Here is an 18,970-nt window from a genome sequence, read left to right as displayed (position 1 = left end):
ATGATTTCATTGTGAATGTTCGTTTTTTGGAAAGGGGGACCGCCATGAAGCGGCATGAAGCACGGGAAAAGGCGTTGCAGGCGCTGTTTCAAATCGATGTCGGACGCATTCCACCAGACGAGGCGCTCCACAATGTCACGGGCGGCGGCGACATCGACCCGTTTTTGCGCCAGCTCGTCTTTGGCGTCGTCGAGCACCAGGAGGAGATTGACGAGCTGTTGCGCGCCAATTTGGAAAAATGGACGCTTGAACGCGTCGCCAACGTTGACCGCGCCATTTTGCGCATGGCGACGTACGAGATGAAATACGCCGATGATGTGCCGGTAAGCGTCAGCCTCGATGAGGCGGTCGAGCTGGCGAAAAAATTCGGCGATTGGAAATCCGGAAGTTTTGTCAACGGCGTGCTTTCGAAAGTGAAGGCGGCGCTGCAAAAATAAAACCGGCTGCATCGCGGGCAGATATCGAACGATGAACGAGGAGAGGGGAACGAAACACGATGACAGCACAAATCATTAGCGGAACGGAGATGGCGAGGACGATTCGCACCGCATTGGCGGATGAAGCCGCACAGTTGAAAGCGGACGGCGTTGAGCCGGGGCTGGCCGTCATTCTAGTCGGCGACGATCCGGCATCGCATTCGTATGTAAAAGGAAAACAAAAAGCGTGCGCCGAGGTCGGCATTCGCTCGTTCCTTTACACGTTTCCGGCGGCGATCGACGAAGAGACGCTGCTTGCGAAAATCCGCGAGTTAAACGTCGATCCGGCGGTGCACGGCATTTTAGTGCAGCTGCCGCTGCCGGATCACATTTGCGAATGGTCGGTCATTGAAACGATCGCACCGGAAAAAGATGTCGATGGGTTTCACCCGATCAATGTCGGAAAAATGATGATCGGCCAACGGGCGTTTCTCCCTTGCACTCCGCATGGCATTTTAGTGATGGTGCAATCGGCCGGCATTGACATCGCCGGCAAGCACGTCGTCGTCGTCGGCCGAAGCAACATCGTCGGCAAACCGGTTGGCCAGCTGTTTTTGCGCGAACATGCCACCGTCACCTACACTCACTCGAAAACGCCGGATTTGGCCGCCATCACTCGGCAGGCGGACATTTTGATCGTCGCTGTCGGCAAGGCGCGCCTCATCGGCCCGGAACACATCAAGCCCGGGGCGGTCGTCATCGACGTCGGCGTCAACCGGCTTGAGAACGGCAAATTGTGCGGCGATGTCGATTTTGACGCTGTGAAAGAAGTGGCTGGCTATATTACGCCGGTGCCGGGTGGAGTCGGGCCGATGACGATTACAATGCTCTTGCACAACACGATTGAAGCGGCACGGCAGCTGGCCGCAAAGTGAGGGCAGGATCAGTGGAAGTGAAATATGTGACGGTCGGGGCGTTGACGAAGTACATCAAACGCAAGTTCGATGTCGACCCGCATTTGCGCGATCTATGGGTGAAGGGCGAGATTTCGAATTTTAAGCAGCATTCGCGCGGCCATATGTATTTTACGTTGAAAGACAGCCAAGGACGCATTGCCGCCGTCATGTTCGCCGGCTACAACCAGCATTTGCCGTTTCGTCCTGAAGATGGGATGAACGTGCTCGCGCGCGGGGAAATTTCCGTCTATGAACCGAACGGCAACTATCAGCTTTATGTCAAAGAAATGCAGCCGGAAGGTGTCGGAAGCCTCTATTTAGCCTACGAACAGCTGAAGCAGCGGCTCGAGGCGGAAGGGTTGTTTTCGCCGGTCCATAAAAAGCCGCTTCCAGCTTTCCCTCGCTGCATCGGCGTCGTTACATCGCCGACTGGAGCGGCGGTGCGCGATATTATGACGACGATTCGCCGCCGCTATCCCCTCGCTAAAGTCATTTTGTTTCCAGCGCTCGTTCAAGGGGACGGGGCGGCGCCCTCCATCGTGCGCGCCATCGAGCGGGCGAATGCGTTCGGCGAGGTTGATGTGCTGATTGTCGGCCGCGGCGGCGGCTCGATCGAAGAATTGTGGGCGTTCAATGAAGAAATCGTCGCCCGCGCCATCTTCGCCTCAAAAATACCGATTATTTCCGCTGTCGGCCATGAAACAGATTTTACGATCGCCGACTTTGTCGCCGATTTGCGGGCGCCGACGCCGACGGCAGCAGCTGAGATGGCGGCGCCGCATGTTGGGGAGCTCGCTGAGCGGCTCGCCGAGCGGAAATGGCGGCTCATCCGCGCCATGAAAGAGCGGCTTGCCGCTGATAAAGAGCAGCTTCGCCGGCTGCAAGGATCCTACGCATTCCGCTATCCCAAGCGGCTCTATGAACAAAAAGAACAGCAGCTTGATGCGTTGCTTGAGAGGCTTAGCCGCCAACGCGAACGGCTCGTCGACAAACATCGTCAGCGGCTGCATGAGCTTGACATGAGACTATGGCGGCACCATCCGGCTGCAGAGCTTGAGCGGATGAAAGAACGGCAAAAGGCGACCGCCAATGCGCTGGAAAAAGCGATGCGCACCGCGGTGGAGCGCCATCGGTTCCGCTTTCGCTCCAACCTCGCCCGGCTTGAGGCGCTCAGTCCGCTTCGCATCATGGAGCGCGGCTACAGCTTGGTGTACAATGAGCAGGGCGAGCTCGTGAAACGAACGAACCAGCTTCGAATCGGCGAGCATCTTTCCATTCAAGTTCAAGACGGACGAGTCGATTGTCAAGTGACGGGAGTGGAGGAAAAACAAGTATGAGCGAAGAAAAAGAGATGACGTTTGAAGAAGCGATGAAAAAACTGGAGGAAATCGTCGAAAAGCTCGAGGAAGGGAACGTGCCGCTTGAGGAGGCGATCGCCTTTTTTCAAGAAGGCATGAAACTGTCCAAGCTTTGCCATGATAAATTGCAGCATGTGGAGAAACAGTTGGAGTACATGCTGCGCGAAGACGGCGAGCTTGTCCCTTTTTCGCCGGAGGAGGAGTGACGGGTGGCGCAGCTTTCGGTTGAACAGTTTCTCAACGAACAAAAACGGGCCGTCGAGGCGGCGCTTTCCTCCTATATGGCGCGGCTTCGTGGGCCGGAGACGCTGAAAAAGGCGATGGCCTACTCGCTTGAGGCTGGCGGCAAACGAATCCGCCCGCTTTTGTTGCTGGCGACCATCCAAGCGCTTGGCAAAGACCCGGCGATCGGTCTGCCAGTCGCTTGCGCCATTGAAATGATCCATACGTACTCGCTCATTCATGATGATTTGCCAAGCATGGACAACGATGATTTGCGGCGCGGCAAACCGACGAACCATAAAGTGTTCGGCGAGGCGATGGCCATTTTGGCCGGGGACGCTTTGTTGACGTATGCCTTTCAATTGATGGCCGAAATCGATGATGATCGCGTGCCGCCTCCCGTCCGTCTGCAGCTCATCGAGCAGCTCGCGAAGGCGGCCGGCCCGGAAGGCATGGTCGCTGGACAGGCGGCTGATATGGAGGCGGAAGGAAAAACGCTGGCGCTTGCGGAACTGGAATACATCCACCGCCATAAGACGGGGAAAATGCTGCAATACAGCGTGCACGCCGGCGCCCTGCTTGGCGGCGCCGATGGTCGGCAGACGCGCGAACTCAACGAGTTCGCCGCACATTTAGGCCTCGCCTTTCAAATTCGCGACGATATTTTGGACATTGAAGGAATGGAAGAAAAAATCGGCAAGCGAGTCGGCAGCGACCGCGACAACAAGAAGGCGACATATCCGGTGCTTCTTTCGCTAGGCGGTGCTAAAGAGAAACTGGCGTTTCACATTGACGCCGCGAAGCGCCATTTGCAGCAAGCCAAAATCGATGACGCGGTGCTGGCCTACATTTGCGAGCTTGTCGCGGTCCGCGACCACTGATGCGGGGCGGCCGCCTCTTGTTCCCGTTGTTCGCTTTCCTTCGGGGCGGAGGCGGCCTTGTTTTTTTGGTTGTTTTCCGCCGGGCGGCCGCCGCAAGTTCTATAGATACACCACAAAACGCGTCCTAGTGGTGACGGGCTGCGTTGGCGGGAAAAGTCGATTTTTCGCGCCGGATCATGTATAATAATACTACCTGTACGAGGAGAAACGGCTCGGAGAACGACAGAATGAAAGCGAGTGATCTTTGTTGGACTTGACAAAAATTGACCATCCGCGCGTTGTCAAAAACATGTCCATTCCTGAGCTGAAACGGTTAAGCGCCGAGATTCGGCGGTTTTTAATTGAGAAGTTGTCGAAAACAGGCGGACATATCGGCCCGAACTTAGGGGTCGTCGAGCTGACGATCGCCCTCCACCGCGAATTCGACAGCCCAAAAGACAAGCTCATTTGGGATGTCGGACACCAGTCATACGTGCATAAAATTTTGACCGGACGCGCCGCCGCGTTCGACACGCTCCGCCAATACAAAGGGCTGTCCGGGTTCCCGAAACGGAGCGAAAGCGAGCATGACGTGTGGGAAACGGGCCATAGCTCGACGTCGCTGTCGGCGGCGATGGGAATGGCGATCGCCCGTGATTTGAAAGGGACGGATGAATACATCGTGCCGATCATCGGCGACGGGGCGCTCACCGGCGGCATGGCGCTTGAGGCGCTCAACCATATCGGGCATGAGAAAACGGATATGATTGTCATCTTAAACGACAATGAAATGTCGATCGCCCCGAACGTCGGCGCGTTGCACAACATCCTCGGTCGGTTGCGCACCGCAGGCAAATACCAGTGGGTGAAAGATGAACTGGAGCTGCTGCTCAAGCGCATCCCAGCGGTCGGCGGCAAGTTGGCGGCGACGGCCGAGCGGCTGAAAGACAGCTTGAAATATTTGTTTGTCTCCGGCGTGTTTTTCGAAGAGCTCGGGTTTACGTATTTAGGCCCGGTCGACGGCCACGATTTTGAGGATTTGCTTGAGAACTTGCGCTATGCGAAGAAGATGAAAGGCCCCGTGCTTGTCCATGTCATCACGAAGAAGGGAAAAGGGTACAGTCCGGCGGAAAACGACAAAGTCGGCACATGGCACGGCACAGGGCCGTACAAAATCGAAACCGGCGCTTTTGTCAAAACGAAAGAGGCAGGTCCGTCATGGAGCGCGCTTGTCAGCGAAACCGTGCGCCGGCTCGCCCGCACCGACCCGCGCATCGTCGCGATTACGCCGGCGATGCCGGTCGGCTCGAAGCTGGAAGGGTTCGCAAGCGAGTTCCCCGATCGGATGTTTGATGTTGGCATCGCCGAGCAGCATGCGACAACACTTGCGGCTGGATTGGCGACACAAGGGATGAAACCGTTTTTGGCCATTTATTCGACATTTTTGCAGCGCGCCTATGACCAAGTCGTCCATGATGTATGCCGGCAAAACTTAAATGTCTTTTTCGCCATTGACCGTGCTGGGTTGGTCGGGGCGGACGGCGAAACGCACCAAGGGGTGTTTGACATCGCCTTTTTGCGCCATGTGCCGAATTTGGTGTTGATGATGCCAAAAGACGAAAACGAAGGACAGCACATGGTGTACACCGCCATCCGCTACGACGACGGGCCAATCGCCATGCGTTTCCCGCGCGGCAACGGGCTTGGCGTACCGCTTGATGAGGAGCTGAAAGAAATCCCAATCGGCACGTGGGAAGTGTTGCGCGACGGCTGCGATGCGGCGATTTTGACGTTTGGCACGACGATTTCGATGGCGCTTAAGGCGGCCGACGAGCTGGCGAAAGACGGCATATCGGTGAAAGTCGTCAACGCTCGCTTTTTGAAGCCGATGGACGTGGCGATGCTTCACGAACTGCTTGAGAGCCGCCTGCCGATCTTAACGGTCGAAGAGGCGGTGCTGCAAGGCGGCTTTGGCAGTGCTGTGTTGGAGTTTGCTCATGATCATGGTTATCACGGAGCGGTCATCGAACGGATGGGCATCCCGGACCGCTTTATCGAACATGGAAGCGTCAGCGAGCTGCTCAATGAAATCGGGCTGACGTCGACCCATATCATCGACCGCATCAAAACGATGGTGCCAAGAAAACAGAAAAGGGCTTGAGACATGAAAGGAAAAAAAGAACGGCTCGATGTGCTGCTTGTCGAACGAGGGCTGGCGGAAACGCGGGAAAAGGCGAAGCGAGCGATCATGGCCGGGCTTGTCTATTCAAACGACGTTCGACTCGATAAGCCCGGGGAAAAAGTGCCGGTTGACATTCCGCTTGAGGTGAAAGGCAACCCGCTTCCGTACGTCAGCCGCGGTGGGTTGAAACTGGAAAAAGCGTTGCGCGAGTTTCATATTCGCGTGGAAAATAAAATTGTTCTTGACATCGGCGCGTCGACCGGCGGTTTCACCGACTGCGCCTTGCAGCATGGGGCGAAGCTGACGTATGCCGTCGATGTCGGCTACAACCAGCTTGCCTGGAAGCTGCGTCAAGACGAGCGCGTCGTTGTAATGGAGCGGACGAACTTCCGCTACGTGACGCCGGATCAGTTTACGAAAGGGCTGCCGGAAGTAGCTGTCATCGATGTCTCGTTTATTTCGCTGCGGCTCATTTTGCCGGTCGTCAAGACGGTCATGGTGCCGGGCGGCGATGTGATTGCTCTCGTCAAGCCGCAGTTTGAAGCCGGCAAGGAAAAGGTCGGCAAAAAAGGGATCATCCGCGATCCGAACATTCACGAGGAAGTGCTCGAATCGATCATTCAATTCGCCTGCGCGGAAGGGTTCGATGTTCTTCATTTAACGTATTCACCGATTACCGGCGGCGATGGCAACATTGAGTTTTTGCTTCACGCCGTTTATTCGGGAGAAAATCGCAAAGGGGAAAACCGTCTGTCGATGCCGATCGCACATATCGTACGTGAGGCGCACGCCCATCTACGTGGCGACAGGACAGAGGGGCATGGCGAATAGAGGCGGGAAACAACAGCGTGGCATTTTGCAAGCAAAGAGGTGGCGCAATGTGAACAAAGGGCAAAGGCATATTAAAATTCGCGAAATCATTATGAACCATGACATTGAAACGCAAGACGAGCTTGTCGACCGGCTGAGAGAAGCTGGCTTTAACGTCACCCAGGCGACCGTCTCGCGCGACATTAAAGAAATGCAGCTCGTCAAAGTGCCGATGGCCAACGGCCGCTACAAGTACAGCCTTCCGTCCGACCAGCGCTTCAATCCGTTGCAAAAGCTGAAGCGGGCGCTTGTTGATGTGTTTGTGAAGCTTGACGGAACGGGCAACTTGCTTGTGTTGCGGACGCTGCCGGGCAACGCCCATGCCGTCGGCGTCTTGCTCGACAATTTGGATTGGAACGAAATCGTCGGTACGATTTGCGGCGACGATACGTGCCTGATCATCTGCCGTACTCCGAAAGATGCGGAAAAAGTGTCCGACCAGCTGTTGTCCATGCTCTAGGCGAGGACCGGCCCAGCTCCCGTTCTGCGTTCAAGGACGGAACGACAGGGCGGTCCTCGTTTGCAAATCCGAACATACGTGCTATAATCAAAAGTGGAATCAATCGGACAGGCAAGGAGTGGTGAAATGCTCGCCGAGCTGTCGATTAAAAATTTCGCCATTATCGAGTCGCTCTCGTTGTCGTTCGACAAAGGGCTGACGGTGTTAACCGGCGAAACGGGAGCCGGCAAATCGATCATCATCGACGCGATTCATTTGTTGATCGGCGGACGCGGCTCCGCTGAATTTGTCCGCTTTGGGGCGGAAAAGGCGGAAATCGAAGGGCTGTTTTTGCTTGATGATGACCGCCATCCATGCTGGCAAAAATGCGCAGACGTTGGCATCGACGCCAGCGACGGCATGATCGTGTTGCGCCGCGATATTTTCGCCAACGGCAAAAGCGTCTGCCGCATTAACGGCAAGCTCGTCACGACGGCGGTGCTGCGCGACATCGGGGCGACGCTTGTGGATATTCACGGCCAGCATGAACATCAAGAACTGATGGATCCGTCCCGCCATCTGCCGCTTTTAGACGAGTTCGGCGGCCTAGAGGCAGCAGAGGCGCTTGCTCGCTACCGCGCCGTCTACGAGCGGTATGAGGAGCTCGGAAAAAAATTGAAAAAGCTGAGCGAAAATGAACAGCAAATGGCGCACCGGCTTGATTTGTTGACGTTTCAGTTGCGCGAAATCGAACAGGCGGCGCTCGAGCCGGGCGAGGACGAGCGGCTGATGGAGGAAAAAGTTCGCATCGTCAATTTTCAAAAAATTTATACCGCGCTGCAGAAAAGTTATGAGGCCCTCTCCGGAGAGGGACGCGGACTTGATTCGATCGGGGAGGCGATGCGCCATCTCGATGACGTCGCAGGCATGGATGCAGCGCTCAAAGATGCGCATGAAACGACGTCGAACTGCTACTATTTGCTCGAGGAAGTCATGTACAAGCTGCGCGATCAAATTGAGGAGATGGAGTACGACCCAGAGCGGCTCGATGCCATTGAAAGCCGTCTCGCGGAAATCGGGCAGCTCAAACGAAAATACGGGGCGACGATCGCCGATATTTTGCACTATGCCGAGACGATCGCCGAGGAAATCGAGACAATCGAAAATCGCGAAACGCATGTGCATGAGCTTAAGCAGCAGCTCGCTCTGGTGACGGACGAGTTGCTTACGGAGGCGAAAAACGTCACCGCTGTTCGGCAAACATATGCCCAGCGCCTGATTGAGCGCATTCATCAAGAACTGAAAGACTTGTACATGGACAAAACGAAATTTGACATCGTATTTGCCAAGCGCGAAGGATCGCTTGACGCCCCCTTGGTCGACGGCGTGCCGGTTAGGTTCCAAGAAGACGGCATCGATGTCGTCGAGTTTTACATTTCGACGAACGTCGGCGAGCCGTTAAAACCGCTCGTCAAAGTCGCTTCCGGCGGCGAGCTGTCGCGCATTATGCTGGCGTTGAAAACGATTTTTTCCAAACATCAAGGAGTGACGTCGATTGTTTTTGATGAGGTCGACACCGGTGTCAGCGGACGCGTCGCCCAGGCGATGGCGGAAAAAATTTACCACATCGCCAGCCAGTCGCAAGTGCTTTGCATTTCCCATCTGCCGCAAGTCGCTGCGATGGCGGACACGCACTTGTTGATCGCCAAAGAGACGGATGGGGAACGGACGAAAACAGTCGTGAGGAAGCTCAATGAGGAGGAGAAAGTGAAAGAAATCGGGCGGATGATTTCCGGCGTCGAGATGACGGAATTGACGAAACGGCATGCCAAAGAGCTGTTGGAACTGGCGGCGAAAATGAAACATTGATTCCTGTTTCCCCTGTTCGTCGAGGGGAGGCGCATCCCTCTCAAAGCGGGCCGATTCCGCCTGCCTGTTCTCACTTGGCGCTCGCTTTCCTTAAGAGAACTACGGTGTTTCATAAAGATAAGCAAAAAGCCGCGCGGCTGTCCGGATGCAAGTCCATCCAATTCCGGGCAGCTTTTTTATCGGCAGGGCGATTATATTTTCCCCGGTTCAGGCAAAATTAAAACTGTAACCGTTTTGGCATGGTGTAGGCGGGAGCGAGGAGAGTGGACGACATTGAATAAAGAAACGGCGCGAAAAGTCGCAGGAGTGCTTCTCCTTGGTATATTGACGGCCATCGCTTTTTCCAAACCGATGAAGGAATATTGGCAAATTCCGAAGCAGCTTGTCCTGTTTGAAGGCGATGCGGTTGAATTTCCTGCCGCTTCCCTTCCCGTACAAGCGGCCGTCAATGACCGAAACGCTCCCGAAACGCTCAATATTGAGCGAAAAAACGGTTCTCTGTCTGTAAAGGCGAAACGCCGCGGACATGAAACGATGGTGTTGCAGGTTGCCGGAATGCCGATCAAGCAAGTGGATGTCAACGTGCTGCCGACGCTCAAAGTCATTCCCGGCGGACAATCGATCGGCGTCAAGCTCAATACCGTCGGCGTTCTTGTCGTCGGTTACCACCTTGTCGAAACCGAAAACGGGAAAAAATCGCCGGGAGAGGCAGCCGGCATTCAAGTCGGCGACATCATTATCGGCATTAACGGCCAAAAAATCGAAAACATGAGCGACCTCTCCCCTTTCATCGAGGAGGCCGGCAAAACGGGAAAACCGCTTCATCTAAAAATTCTGCGCGATCAGCACTCCATGACGGTGAAGCTCGTTCCGCTGAGAGACAGGCATGACGATGTGTACCGCATCGGCCTGTACATTCGCGATTCGGCCGCCGGCATCGGGACGATGACATTTTACGACCCCAAATCAAAAACATATGGCGCACTTGGCCATGTCATCTCTGACATGGATACGAAAAAGCCGATTGTCGTGCAAAACGGGCAAATTATGCGCTCGACCGTCACATCGATCGAAAAAGGGACGAGCGGCAATCCAGGTGAAAAATTAGCCCGCTTTTCCGACGGCGAAGAAGTGATCGGCACGATCACCACCAACAGCCCGTTTGGCATTTTTGGCAAGCTTACAAAGCCACTGCCGAACGGTCCGTTCACAAAACCGATCCCGGTTGCCTTGGCGAACCAAGTGAAAGAAGGACCGGCAAAAATATTGACAGTGGTGGAAAACGACAAAGTCGAGCAGTTTGACGTGGAAATTGTCAGCACCATTCCGCAGAAATTTCCGGCGACCAAAGGCCTCGTGATTCGCGTCACGGACCCGCGCTTGTTAAAGAAAACAGGGGGCATCGTCCAAGGGATGAGCGGCAGTCCGATCATTCAGGATGGAAAACTCGTCGGCGCAGTGACGCACGTTTTCGTGAACGATCCGACATCCGGCTATGGCGTCCACATTGAGTGGATGCTGCAAGAGGCAGGCATCGATCTATACGGCAAACAAAAGAAAGCGAGCTGACAAAGTCGGCTCGCTTTTTCCCGGCAGCCAACATTCGATTCTTGCGTATATTTGGTGAAATGACGAGTGATGATTTGGTCACCATTCATCTCTTCCTGATCATCCCAAGGCCAATGTTTCGAAATGCTGTGAGCGGCTTGATTGATCCCGCCATATTGGTTAGGCTGCCACTAAAAATTTTTCAAAAAAGGCGGCAAAAATTTTGCCGGTTTGGCATAGATATTTGGTGAAACATCCGTTAAAATGAAATTTGTAAAGATTTTTCGACAAACGCATCGCTGGTGAAAACGGATATTGTCTAATGAGCTCGTTTTTTGTTATAATTTTTATTTTTTGAAAAATAAAAGGATTTTTTGCTGCTGTTGTCGAATGTACGTTAACGGAATGTTACATAGCAAGAAAAAGTGGGGGAGGACGATCGTTTTGAGCATTAAGGTGTGCATTGCCGATGATAACCGCGAATTGGTGACATTGCTTGACGAATATATCTCGAGTCAGCCGGACATGGAGGTGATTGGCACGGCGTATAACGGCCAAGACTGCCTTCATATGCTCGAGGAAAAGCGGCCGGATATTTTGCTTCTGGACATCATTATGCCGCACTTGGATGGGTTGGCTGTGCTTGAGAAAGTCCGCGCAGGTTGTGAGCATCAGCCGAGCGTCATTATGCTGACGGCGTTCGGCCAGGAGGATGTCACGAAAAAGGCAGTGGAACTCGGCGCTTCCTACTTCATTTTAAAACCGTTCGACATGGAGAATTTGGTCCATCACATTCGGCAGATTCATGGCAAAACGGCGCCGATGGTCAGAAAAACCGGCTCTGCCTACCAGGCGCGCGACAACAAACCGAAAAATTTGGATGCGAGCATTACGAGCATCATCCATGAAATCGGCGTCCCGGCGCATATTAAAGGCTATCTGTACTTGCGCGAAGCGATCGCGATGGTGTACCACGACATCGAACTGCTCGGCTCCATCACGAAAGTGCTCTATCCGGACATCGCGAAAAAATACAACACGACGGCCAGCCGCGTCGAGCGCGCCATTCGCCATGCGATCGAAGTCGCTTGGAGCCGCGGCAACCTCGAATCGATTTCCTCGCTGTTCGGCTATACGGTGAGCGTCTCAAAGGCAAAGCCGACAAACTCGGAATTCATCGCCATGGTGGCCGATAAGCTCCGGCTTGAGCATAAGGCATCGTAACGGAAAACGAATGATAGCCAAAGCAGCAAGACGCTCCGCAATCGGGGGCGTCTTTTTTGCCGTTTGGCGGCTTGCTGGAACGAAAAAAGGGGGAACGTGGCTTGCGCCGGTGTGGTGTACAGAGGCGGCTTTACCGCCAAGGGCCAGACGGTTAAGACGGGTCGTTTTCTTTTTCTTTTTTCTCCAATTCCAGCAGCTTGTTCACCAAAATGTGCGGCGGCATATGCATGATCTGCTCGATCGGCACGCCGAGCGCTTTGGCCAGCTTTTGCGCTGTTTCCAGCGAAATTTTCAACGGCTGCATCATCTCACCTCGTTTGTTCATAGTATTACTTTTAGTATAACGAACGACCGCCGGTTTCGGCCAGCTCGTTGGCTGAACGGCCAATAAAGGCGAAAGGAAGAAGGCAGAATGACATTGATTTTTGCCCACCGCGGGGCGGCGGGGACGCACCCGGAAAATACGATGGCGGCGTTTATCGAGGCGGAAAAAGCGGGAGCGGACGGCATTGAATTGGATGTGCAGCTCACAAAAGACGGCGAAGTGGTCGTCATTCATGACGAAACGGTCGACCGGACGACGGACGGCAGCGGCTGGGTGAAAGACATCACGTACCGTGAACTGCGCCGATTGAACGCGGCGGCGAAATGGAGCGGCAAGCACGGCCATTGTCCGATTCCGCATCTTGAGGAAGTGCTTGCTTGGCTGTCATCAACACGGATGGCGGTCAACATCGAGCTGAAAAATAGCCTCATCGCCTACGAAACGCTTGAGCAAAAAACGATCTCCCTCGTGCGCCGCTATGGGCTTGAGAAGCGGACGATTTTGTCATCGTTCAATCATCATAGCATGCGCCTTTGCCGAACGCTTGCACCGGAAATCGAGACGGCGCTTTTGTACATCGAGCCGCTGTATGACCCATGGACGTATGTGCGCGCCATGAACGCCGACGGGGTGCATCCGCACTATCGGACGGTGACGGCGGAATTTGCCGCCGAAGCGCGGCGGCGCGGGGTGGCGGTCCGCCCGTTTACGGTAAATAAGCGAAATGTGATGAAAACGATGTTTGCTTATGGCGTTGACGCCGTCTTCACCGACTACCCGCGCCAAGCGAAGCAATGGAAAGAGAAAACGCCTTAACGAGAGACGTTAAGGCATTTTTTGTTTGCCTTGAAATGGATGTTTTCCCAGTGTAATAGGCATCAACGTTCCGGGTCAAGGCGTTTTTCGTTTTCGTTGAAAACGCGCCTGCACTTTGTTGCGTTTCCGGTCGCGGTGCAGCAAAAAACCGCCGAGAAACGCCAGCCCAGCGGCAAACAGCGCGAGCCCGGCGAGAAATTGCAGCCATAAGGCAGAAAACAGCGGCCCGTTGATGCCAAACAACGCATCGCGCATCCATTTGATGCCAAGCGCCGCTCCAAGCCCGGGAATGACTAAAATCAACAGCGCAATCATTCGCCCCATCGCGATCGCGTTCCTTTCCGAAAAGAGTAGCCTTATCGACTATCATAGCGGTTATTGGGCGTTTGTCAAGGAAAGAGCAAATCAAGTATGATAAAAGTGTCTGCAAAAATTGGCATACTATAAAGTGTGGTGAATGGACATGAAAAAAGTGATGATCATTGGGGCTGACTCGCGCGGAATGTCGCTTTTGAAGCTGCTTCACGGGGCGTCGGGATTTGACGTTGTGGCGGTTGTTGACGTCGATGAACAAGCTCCGGGGGTGCAACTGGCGCAAAAATGGGGCATCGCTGCTGCGAGCGACTGGCGTCCATGGATGGCCGAGCCGCTTGATTTGATCATTGAAACGACGGGCAGGGCGGATGTCCTTGAGGAAATCCGTCGATTGGCGCCAGAGGGAGCCAATATTGTCCCAAGTGCAGTCGCGCAGATGATGGCCGAGCTCGTTGAAGAAAAAGAAGCGCTCATCGCCAAATTGAAAAGCGAAGCGGCTCGGCGCGCGCTCATCTTTCATTCGTCCCACGATGGCATGATTGTCGTTGATGAATATGGTTACATTACCGATATGAATCAAAGCGCGGCGGAGCTGCTTGAAGTCGATAAAGACAAAGTGATCGGCAAGCATATTTTGACCGTTCTGCCGTCAAGCGGCTTGCCGCGCGTGCTCGAAACGAGGCAGACGGAGTTTCATCAAGAAGTGGAGCTGGCCAATGGAAAAAAATTGATCACCACCCGCATCCCGATCATCGATGACAATGGCAAACTGTTTGGGGCGCTCGCGGTATTCAAGGACATCACCGAGCTTCTCGCTTTGGCGGAAGAAATCACCGACTTAAAAGAAGTCCGCATGATGCTTGAAGCGATCATCCACTCGTCGGAAGAGGCAATTTCTGTCGTCGATGAAAATGGGAACGGTATTTTGATCAACCCGGCGTATACACGGCTCACCGGTTTGACAGAGGAAGACGTCATCGGCAAACCGGCGACCGCCGACATCGCCGAAGGGGAAAGCATGCATATGCAAGTATTGAAAACGCGCCGCCCGGTGCGCGGAGCGCGCATGAAAGTCGGCCCGAAAAACCGGGATGTCATCGTCAATGTTGCGCCGATTATTGTTGATGGCGTATTGAAAGGGAGCGTCGGCGTCATTCATGATGTGTCAGAAATTCAGCGGCTGACGACTGAGCTCAATCGGGCGCGGCAAATCATCCGCACGCTCGAGGCGAAATATTCGTTTGCCGACATCGTCGGCGAGTCGGAAGAGATGAAGGTTGCCATCGAGCAGGCGAAGCTGGCGGCGAAAACACCGGCGACGATTTTGCTGCGGGGGGAATCAGGGACGGGCAAGGAGCTGTTCGCCCACGCCATTCACAACGCGAGCGACCGAAAGTATAACAAGTTTATCCGCGTCAATTGCGCGGCCATTCCGGAAACATTATTGGAAAGCGAACTGTTTGGCTATGAGGAAGGAGCGTTTTCCGGCGCGCGGCGCGGAGGCAAGCGAGGGCTGTTTGAAGAAGCAAACAACGGAAGCATTTTCCTTGACGAAATCGGCGAACTGTCGGCCAGCACGCAGGCGAAGCTGCTCCGCGTCTTGCAGGAGCGGGAGATCGTCCGCGTCGGCGGGACGAAGCCGATCCCGATCAACGTCCGCGTCATCGCCGCCACGAACGTCAACCTTGAAAAAGCGATTGCCGAAGGCGCCTTTCGCGAAGACTTATACTATCGGCTCAATCGGATGCCGATTTATATTCCGCCGCTGCGCGCCCGCAAGGAAGACATTCCAGCTCTTTGCCGGCGTTTGATCCAGAAACTGAACCAAGATTACGGGCGCAACGTCGAAGGTGTCACGGATGAAGCGATGGCGAAGCTTCTTGCCTATGATTGGCCGGGAAATGTCCGCGAGCTCGAAAATGTGCTCGGGCGGGCGATGATTTTCATGAAATTTCATGAAGTGATGATCGATGCGACGCATTTGCCGCCGCTCGCTTCGCCTTCGTCAGTGCCGGCTCATCGAGTGGAAACGGAAGAGGAGATTCGGCCGCTTGAGGAAATGGTGAGCCGATACGAAGCGAGCTTGATTGAGCAGGCGCTTCGCCGCCATCGAGGCAATAAAACAGCGGCGGCCCGGGCGCTTGGCATTTCGGTGCGCAATTTATATTACAAGCTGGAGAAATACGGGCTTGACAAAAATATCATGCAATAATTTGCGCGGAGTGAAGAATATTGCACATATCTGTTTGCGAAGGTAGTGTGTTTTAAAGCGCTTTCAGTCATTTTTGGTTGGCACAGTTTTTGCATAAAAAGACTGTGCCGCACGATTTGCAGAAAAGGTTGGTGCAGATGATGAAGCTTGAATCGTTAGTGCAAGAAGCAAGACAATGCCAGGACCGGACGGTGGCCGTGGCGGCGGCGGAAGATGAAGAAGTGATTGAAGCGGTGGCGATGGCGCTCGAACACCGTCTCGGACGCTTTGTGCTTTATGGCGATCGGGAGCGGCTCGGACGGCTGTTGAAGGAAAAAGGATGCGCCCGCTTTTCCGACGTCGATGTCGTTCATGCGAATTCGATCGGGCAAGCCGCAGAGCTTGCCGTGCGCGCCGTTCATTTGAATGAAGCAGATGCCTTAATGAAAGGGCACGTACCGACGGCAACCTTGCTGAAAGCCGTCTTGAACAAAGAATACGGGCTGCGCACAGGAAAGGTGTTGTCCCATGTCGCTGTTTTTGAGGTGCCGGAGTTTGACCGATTTGTCATCGTCACCGACGCGGCGATGAACATCGCTCCGGATTTGGAGCAAAAGGTGCAAATTGTCAACAACGCCGTCAGCATCGCGCGCTCCATCGGCATCGAGCGCCCGAAAGTCGCGGCGCTGGCGGCGGTGGAGACGGTCAATCCGGCCATGCCGGCAACACTTGATGCAGCGGCGCTCGCAATGATGCAAAAGCGGGGGCAAATCGAACATTGCCTCGTTGACGGACCGCTTGCGTTGGACAACGCGGTGTCGCTGGCGGCGGCGAAGCATAAGCGGATTGAAAGCGAAGTGGCTGGACAGGCTGATATTTTGCTTGTGCCGGACATTGAATCCGGCAACATGCTGTATAAGTCGCTCGTCTATTTTGCGAACGCACGCGTCGGCGCAGTCATCGCTGGGGCGAAGGCGCCGATCGTGTTGACGTCGCGCGCCGACTCGGCGGAAAGCAAACTGTATTCGTTGGCGCTTGCTATTTGTTCGGCAGCAAAATGAAATAGATGAAGGAGGCCATCAGTGATGGAACTGTTTCAATATATGGAAAAATATGATTATGAGCAAGTGTTGTTTTGCCAAGACAAAGAATCCGGATTGAAGGCGATCATTGTCATTCATGACACGACGCTCGGCCCGGCGCTCGGCGGGACGCGCATGTGGATGTACAATTCGGAAGAAGAGGCGCTTGAAGACGCCCTGCGCCTCGCCCGCGGCATGACGTACAAAAACGCGGCCGCCGGCCTTAATTTAGGCGGGGGCAAGACGGTCATCATCGGCGATCCGCGCAAAGATAAAAACGAGGCGATGTTCCGCGCGTTCGGCCGGTTCATTCAAGGGCTGAACGGCCGCTACATCACGGCGGAAGACGTCGGCACGACCGTTGCCGATATGGACATCATCTATCAGGAAACGGACTATGTCACCGGGATTTCGCCGGAATTCGGCTCATCCGGCAACCCGTCGCCGGCCACGGCTTACGGCGTATATCGCGGGATGAAAGCGGCGGCGAAGGAAGCGTTTGGAAGCGATTCGCTTGAAGGAAAAGTTGTCGCCGTCCAAGGGGTTGGCAATGTCGCCTACCATTTATGCCGCCATTTGCACGAAGAAGGAGCGAAACTCATCGTTACCGACATCAACAAGGAAGCGGTGGCGCGCGCGGTCGAGGAATTTGGGGCGAAAGCGGTCGACCCGAACGACATTTACGGCGTGGAGTGCGACATTTTTGCTCCATGCGCGCTCGGCGGCATCATCAACGACCAAACGATTCCACAGCTGAAAGCGAAAGTGATCGCCGGCTCGGCGAACAACCAGCTGAAAGAGCCGCGCCATGGCGACATGATCCATGAAATGGGCATCGTCTATGCACCAGATTATGTGATCAACGCCGGCGGCGTCATCAACGTCGCCGATGAGCTGTACGGCTACAACCGTGAACGGGCGATGAAAAAAATCGAGCAAATTTATGACAACATCGAAAAAGTGTTTGTCATCGCCAAGCGTGACAACATTCCAACGTATGTGGCCGCTGACCGGATGGCCGAAGAACGAATTGAAACGATGCGCAAAGCGCGCAGCCAATTTTTGCAAAACGGCCATCATATTTTAAGCCGCTGCCGCGCCCGCTAATAGCGGCGCGGGGCGGCCTTCCGCCCCGCCGGCGGATGATGGAGGGACAGCAACGATGGAAGAGCAGAAGTTTCGCATTTTAACGATCAATCCAGGCTCGACTTCAACGAAGATCGGCGTCTTTGAAAACGAACGGCCATTGCTCGAAAAAACGATCCGCCACGAGGCGGACGTGCTTCGGCAATATAAAACGATCGTGGACCAGTATGAGTTTCGCAAGCAAACGATTTTGCAAGCACTGGATGAAGAAGGGATCAATTTATCGAAGTTGAACGCCGTCTGCGGCCGCGGTGGACTCCTCCGCCCGATCGAAGGCGGGACGTACCGCGTCAATGAGGCGATGCTTGAAGATTTGCGCCGCGGTTATTCGGGACAGCACGCCTCCAATCTCGGCGGCATTTTGGCGCATGAGATCGCCTCGGCCTTAAACATCCCGGCGTTTATCGTCGACCCGGTCGTCGTCGATGAACTTGATCCAATCGCCCGGATCAGCGGATTTCCGCTCATTGAGCGGCGCAGCATTTTCCACGCCTTAAACCAAAAAGCGGTCGCGCGCCGCGTCGCCAAGCAGCTCGGCAAACGGTATGACGAACTGAACTTGATCGTCGCCCATATGGGCGGCGGCATTACGGTCGGCGCCCATAAGCAAGGAAGGGTCGTCGATGTCAACAACGGGCTTGATGGCGAAGGCCCGTTCAGCCCGGAGCGCGCCGGGACGGTGCCGGCCGGCGATTTGGTGGCGCTATGCTTCTCGGGCGACTACTATCGCGAGGAAGTGATGCGCATGCTCGTCGGTCAAGGCGGACTTGTCGGGTATTTGGGCACGAATGATGCGGTGAAAGTCGAGAACATGATCGAAGCCGGCGATGAAAAGGCCAAGCTCGTGTATGAGGCGATGGCGTACCAAGTGGCGAAAGAAATCGGTGCGGCAAGCGCCGTGCTTTCCGGCAAAGTTGACGCCATCATTTTGACCGGCGGACTGGCGTATGGCAAATCGTTTGTCGAACAGATCACTCGCCGCGTGCAATGGATCGCCGATGTCATCGTCCATCCGGGCGAAAACGAACTGCAGGCGCTTGCCGAAGGCGCGCTTCGCGTCCTGCGCGGCGAAGAAGAGGAAAAAGTGTATCCAGGCGAGGCCGTTTCGCCGATTCCAGCCCGGCGTTGATGCGGCAATGGACAGAAAGGAG

Annotated in this window: 18 protein-coding genes; 16 read left to right on the top strand and 2 right to left on the bottom strand. The window is 54.8% G+C overall.

The features are described 5' to 3' along the window. Positions 1–44 precede the first annotated feature (44 nt). From nusB to spo0A, 11 genes are all read left to right on the top strand, one after another. Positions 45–437, top strand: a complete 393-nt coding sequence (gene nusB, locus QWV57_RS12220) for a transcription antitermination factor NusB (RefSeq protein WP_011231879.1) — start codon at positions 45–47, stop codon at positions 435–437. Between the two features lie 59 nt (positions 438–496). Beyond that, a complete protein-coding gene (gene folD, locus QWV57_RS12215; RefSeq protein WP_011231878.1) occupies positions 497–1,351 on the top strand; it encodes a bifunctional methylenetetrahydrofolate dehydrogenase/methenyltetrahydrofolate cyclohydrolase FolD in 855 nt (284 codons plus the stop codon). A gap of 11 nt (positions 1,352–1,362) precedes the next feature. Further along, the gene (gene xseA, locus QWV57_RS12210; RefSeq protein WP_015375372.1) at positions 1,363–2,709 is read left to right on the top strand and encodes an exodeoxyribonuclease VII large subunit; all 1,347 of its coding nucleotides are present in this window, start codon (positions 1,363–1,365) and stop codon (positions 2,707–2,709) included. Beyond that, positions 2,706–2,936, top strand: a complete 231-nt coding sequence (locus QWV57_RS12205; protein ID WP_012820585.1) for an exodeoxyribonuclease VII small subunit — start codon at positions 2,706–2,708, stop codon at positions 2,934–2,936. The genes xseA and QWV57_RS12205 overlap by 4 nt, the downstream gene beginning before the upstream one ends. A gap of 3 nt (positions 2,937–2,939) precedes the next feature. Then, positions 2,940–3,833 (top strand): polyprenyl synthetase family protein, encoded by an 894-nt coding sequence (locus QWV57_RS12200; protein ID WP_012820586.1) that lies wholly within the window; start codon positions 2,940–2,942, stop codon positions 3,831–3,833. Between the two features lie 247 nt (positions 3,834–4,080). Then, positions 4,081–5,973, top strand: a complete 1,893-nt coding sequence (dxs, locus tag QWV57_RS12195; RefSeq protein ID WP_301099935.1) for a 1-deoxy-D-xylulose-5-phosphate synthase — start codon at positions 4,081–4,083, stop codon at positions 5,971–5,973. Positions 5,974–5,976: 3 nt separating this feature from the next. Beyond that, positions 5,977–6,825, top strand: coding sequence for a TlyA family RNA methyltransferase (locus QWV57_RS12190; RefSeq protein WP_301099934.1), 849 nt, complete (start codon positions 5,977–5,979; stop codon positions 6,823–6,825). Between the two features lie 49 nt (positions 6,826–6,874). Next, positions 6,875–7,324: a transcriptional regulator AhrC/ArgR gene (gene ahrC / locus QWV57_RS12185; protein WP_011231872.1), complete on the top strand. Its 450-nt coding sequence runs from the start codon at positions 6,875–6,877 to the stop codon at positions 7,322–7,324. 126 nt (positions 7,325–7,450) lie between these two features. Next, positions 7,451–9,172: a DNA repair protein RecN gene (recN, locus tag QWV57_RS12180; RefSeq protein ID WP_033004872.1), complete on the top strand. Its 1,722-nt coding sequence runs from the start codon at positions 7,451–7,453 to the stop codon at positions 9,170–9,172. 273 nt (positions 9,173–9,445) lie between these two features. Then, positions 9,446–10,741 (top strand): SpoIVB peptidase, encoded by a 1,296-nt coding sequence (spoIVB, locus tag QWV57_RS12175; RefSeq protein ID WP_015375368.1) that lies wholly within the window; start codon positions 9,446–9,448, stop codon positions 10,739–10,741. A 384-nt stretch (positions 10,742–11,125) separates the two neighbouring features. Beyond that, positions 11,126–11,944 (top strand): sporulation transcription factor Spo0A, encoded by an 819-nt coding sequence (gene spo0A, locus QWV57_RS12170; RefSeq protein ID WP_025038882.1) that lies wholly within the window; start codon positions 11,126–11,128, stop codon positions 11,942–11,944. A 151-nt stretch (positions 11,945–12,095) separates the two neighbouring features. On the opposite strand, the gene QWV57_RS12165 is transcribed toward spo0A, so the two are convergent. After that, complete coding sequence (locus QWV57_RS12165; RefSeq protein ID WP_011231868.1) at positions 12,096–12,248, bottom strand: YycC family protein; 153 nt, start codon at positions 12,246–12,248, stop codon at positions 12,096–12,098. Positions 12,249–12,356: 108 nt separating this feature from the next. Here QWV57_RS12165 and QWV57_RS12160 point away from each other — a divergent pair, with 108 nt between their 5' ends. Continuing rightward, positions 12,357–13,085, top strand: coding sequence for a glycerophosphodiester phosphodiesterase (locus QWV57_RS12160; RefSeq protein WP_301099933.1), 729 nt, complete (start codon positions 12,357–12,359; stop codon positions 13,083–13,085). A gap of 75 nt (positions 13,086–13,160) precedes the next feature. Here the strand turns inward: QWV57_RS12160 and QWV57_RS12155 are convergent, their stop codons facing one another. Then, entirely contained in the window at positions 13,161–13,409 is a 249-nt protein-coding gene (locus QWV57_RS12155) for a DUF2627 domain-containing protein (protein ID WP_011231866.1), read from the bottom strand. 139 nt (positions 13,410–13,548) lie between these two features. Here QWV57_RS12155 and QWV57_RS12150 point away from each other — a divergent pair, with 139 nt between their 5' ends. From QWV57_RS12150 to buk, 4 genes are all read left to right on the top strand, one after another. Next, positions 13,549–15,612 (top strand): sigma-54 interaction domain-containing protein, encoded by a 2,064-nt coding sequence (locus QWV57_RS12150; RefSeq protein WP_033004876.1) that lies wholly within the window; start codon positions 13,549–13,551, stop codon positions 15,610–15,612. A 140-nt stretch (positions 15,613–15,752) separates the two neighbouring features. Continuing rightward, positions 15,753–16,652 carry a phosphate butyryltransferase gene (gene yqiS, locus QWV57_RS12145; protein ID WP_031206534.1) on the top strand — a complete coding sequence of 300 codons (900 nt, stop codon included), beginning with the start codon at positions 15,753–15,755 and terminating at the stop codon, positions 16,650–16,652. A 24-nt stretch (positions 16,653–16,676) separates the two neighbouring features. Further along, positions 16,677–17,780: a leucine dehydrogenase gene (locus tag QWV57_RS12140; RefSeq protein WP_301099932.1), complete on the top strand. Its 1,104-nt coding sequence runs from the start codon at positions 16,677–16,679 to the stop codon at positions 17,778–17,780. Between the two features lie 55 nt (positions 17,781–17,835). Next, positions 17,836–18,948 (top strand): butyrate kinase, encoded by a 1,113-nt coding sequence (buk, locus tag QWV57_RS12135; RefSeq protein ID WP_301099931.1) that lies wholly within the window; start codon positions 17,836–17,838, stop codon positions 18,946–18,948. Positions 18,949–18,970: the final 22 nt, after the last annotated feature.

Source organism: Geobacillus zalihae, assembly GCF_030414215.1.
GTDB lineage: Bacteria > Bacillota > Bacilli > Bacillales > Anoxybacillaceae > Geobacillus > Geobacillus zalihae.
The sequence above is the reverse complement of the archived record's forward strand: the minus strand, read 5'-3'. Positions and strand labels throughout refer to the sequence as shown.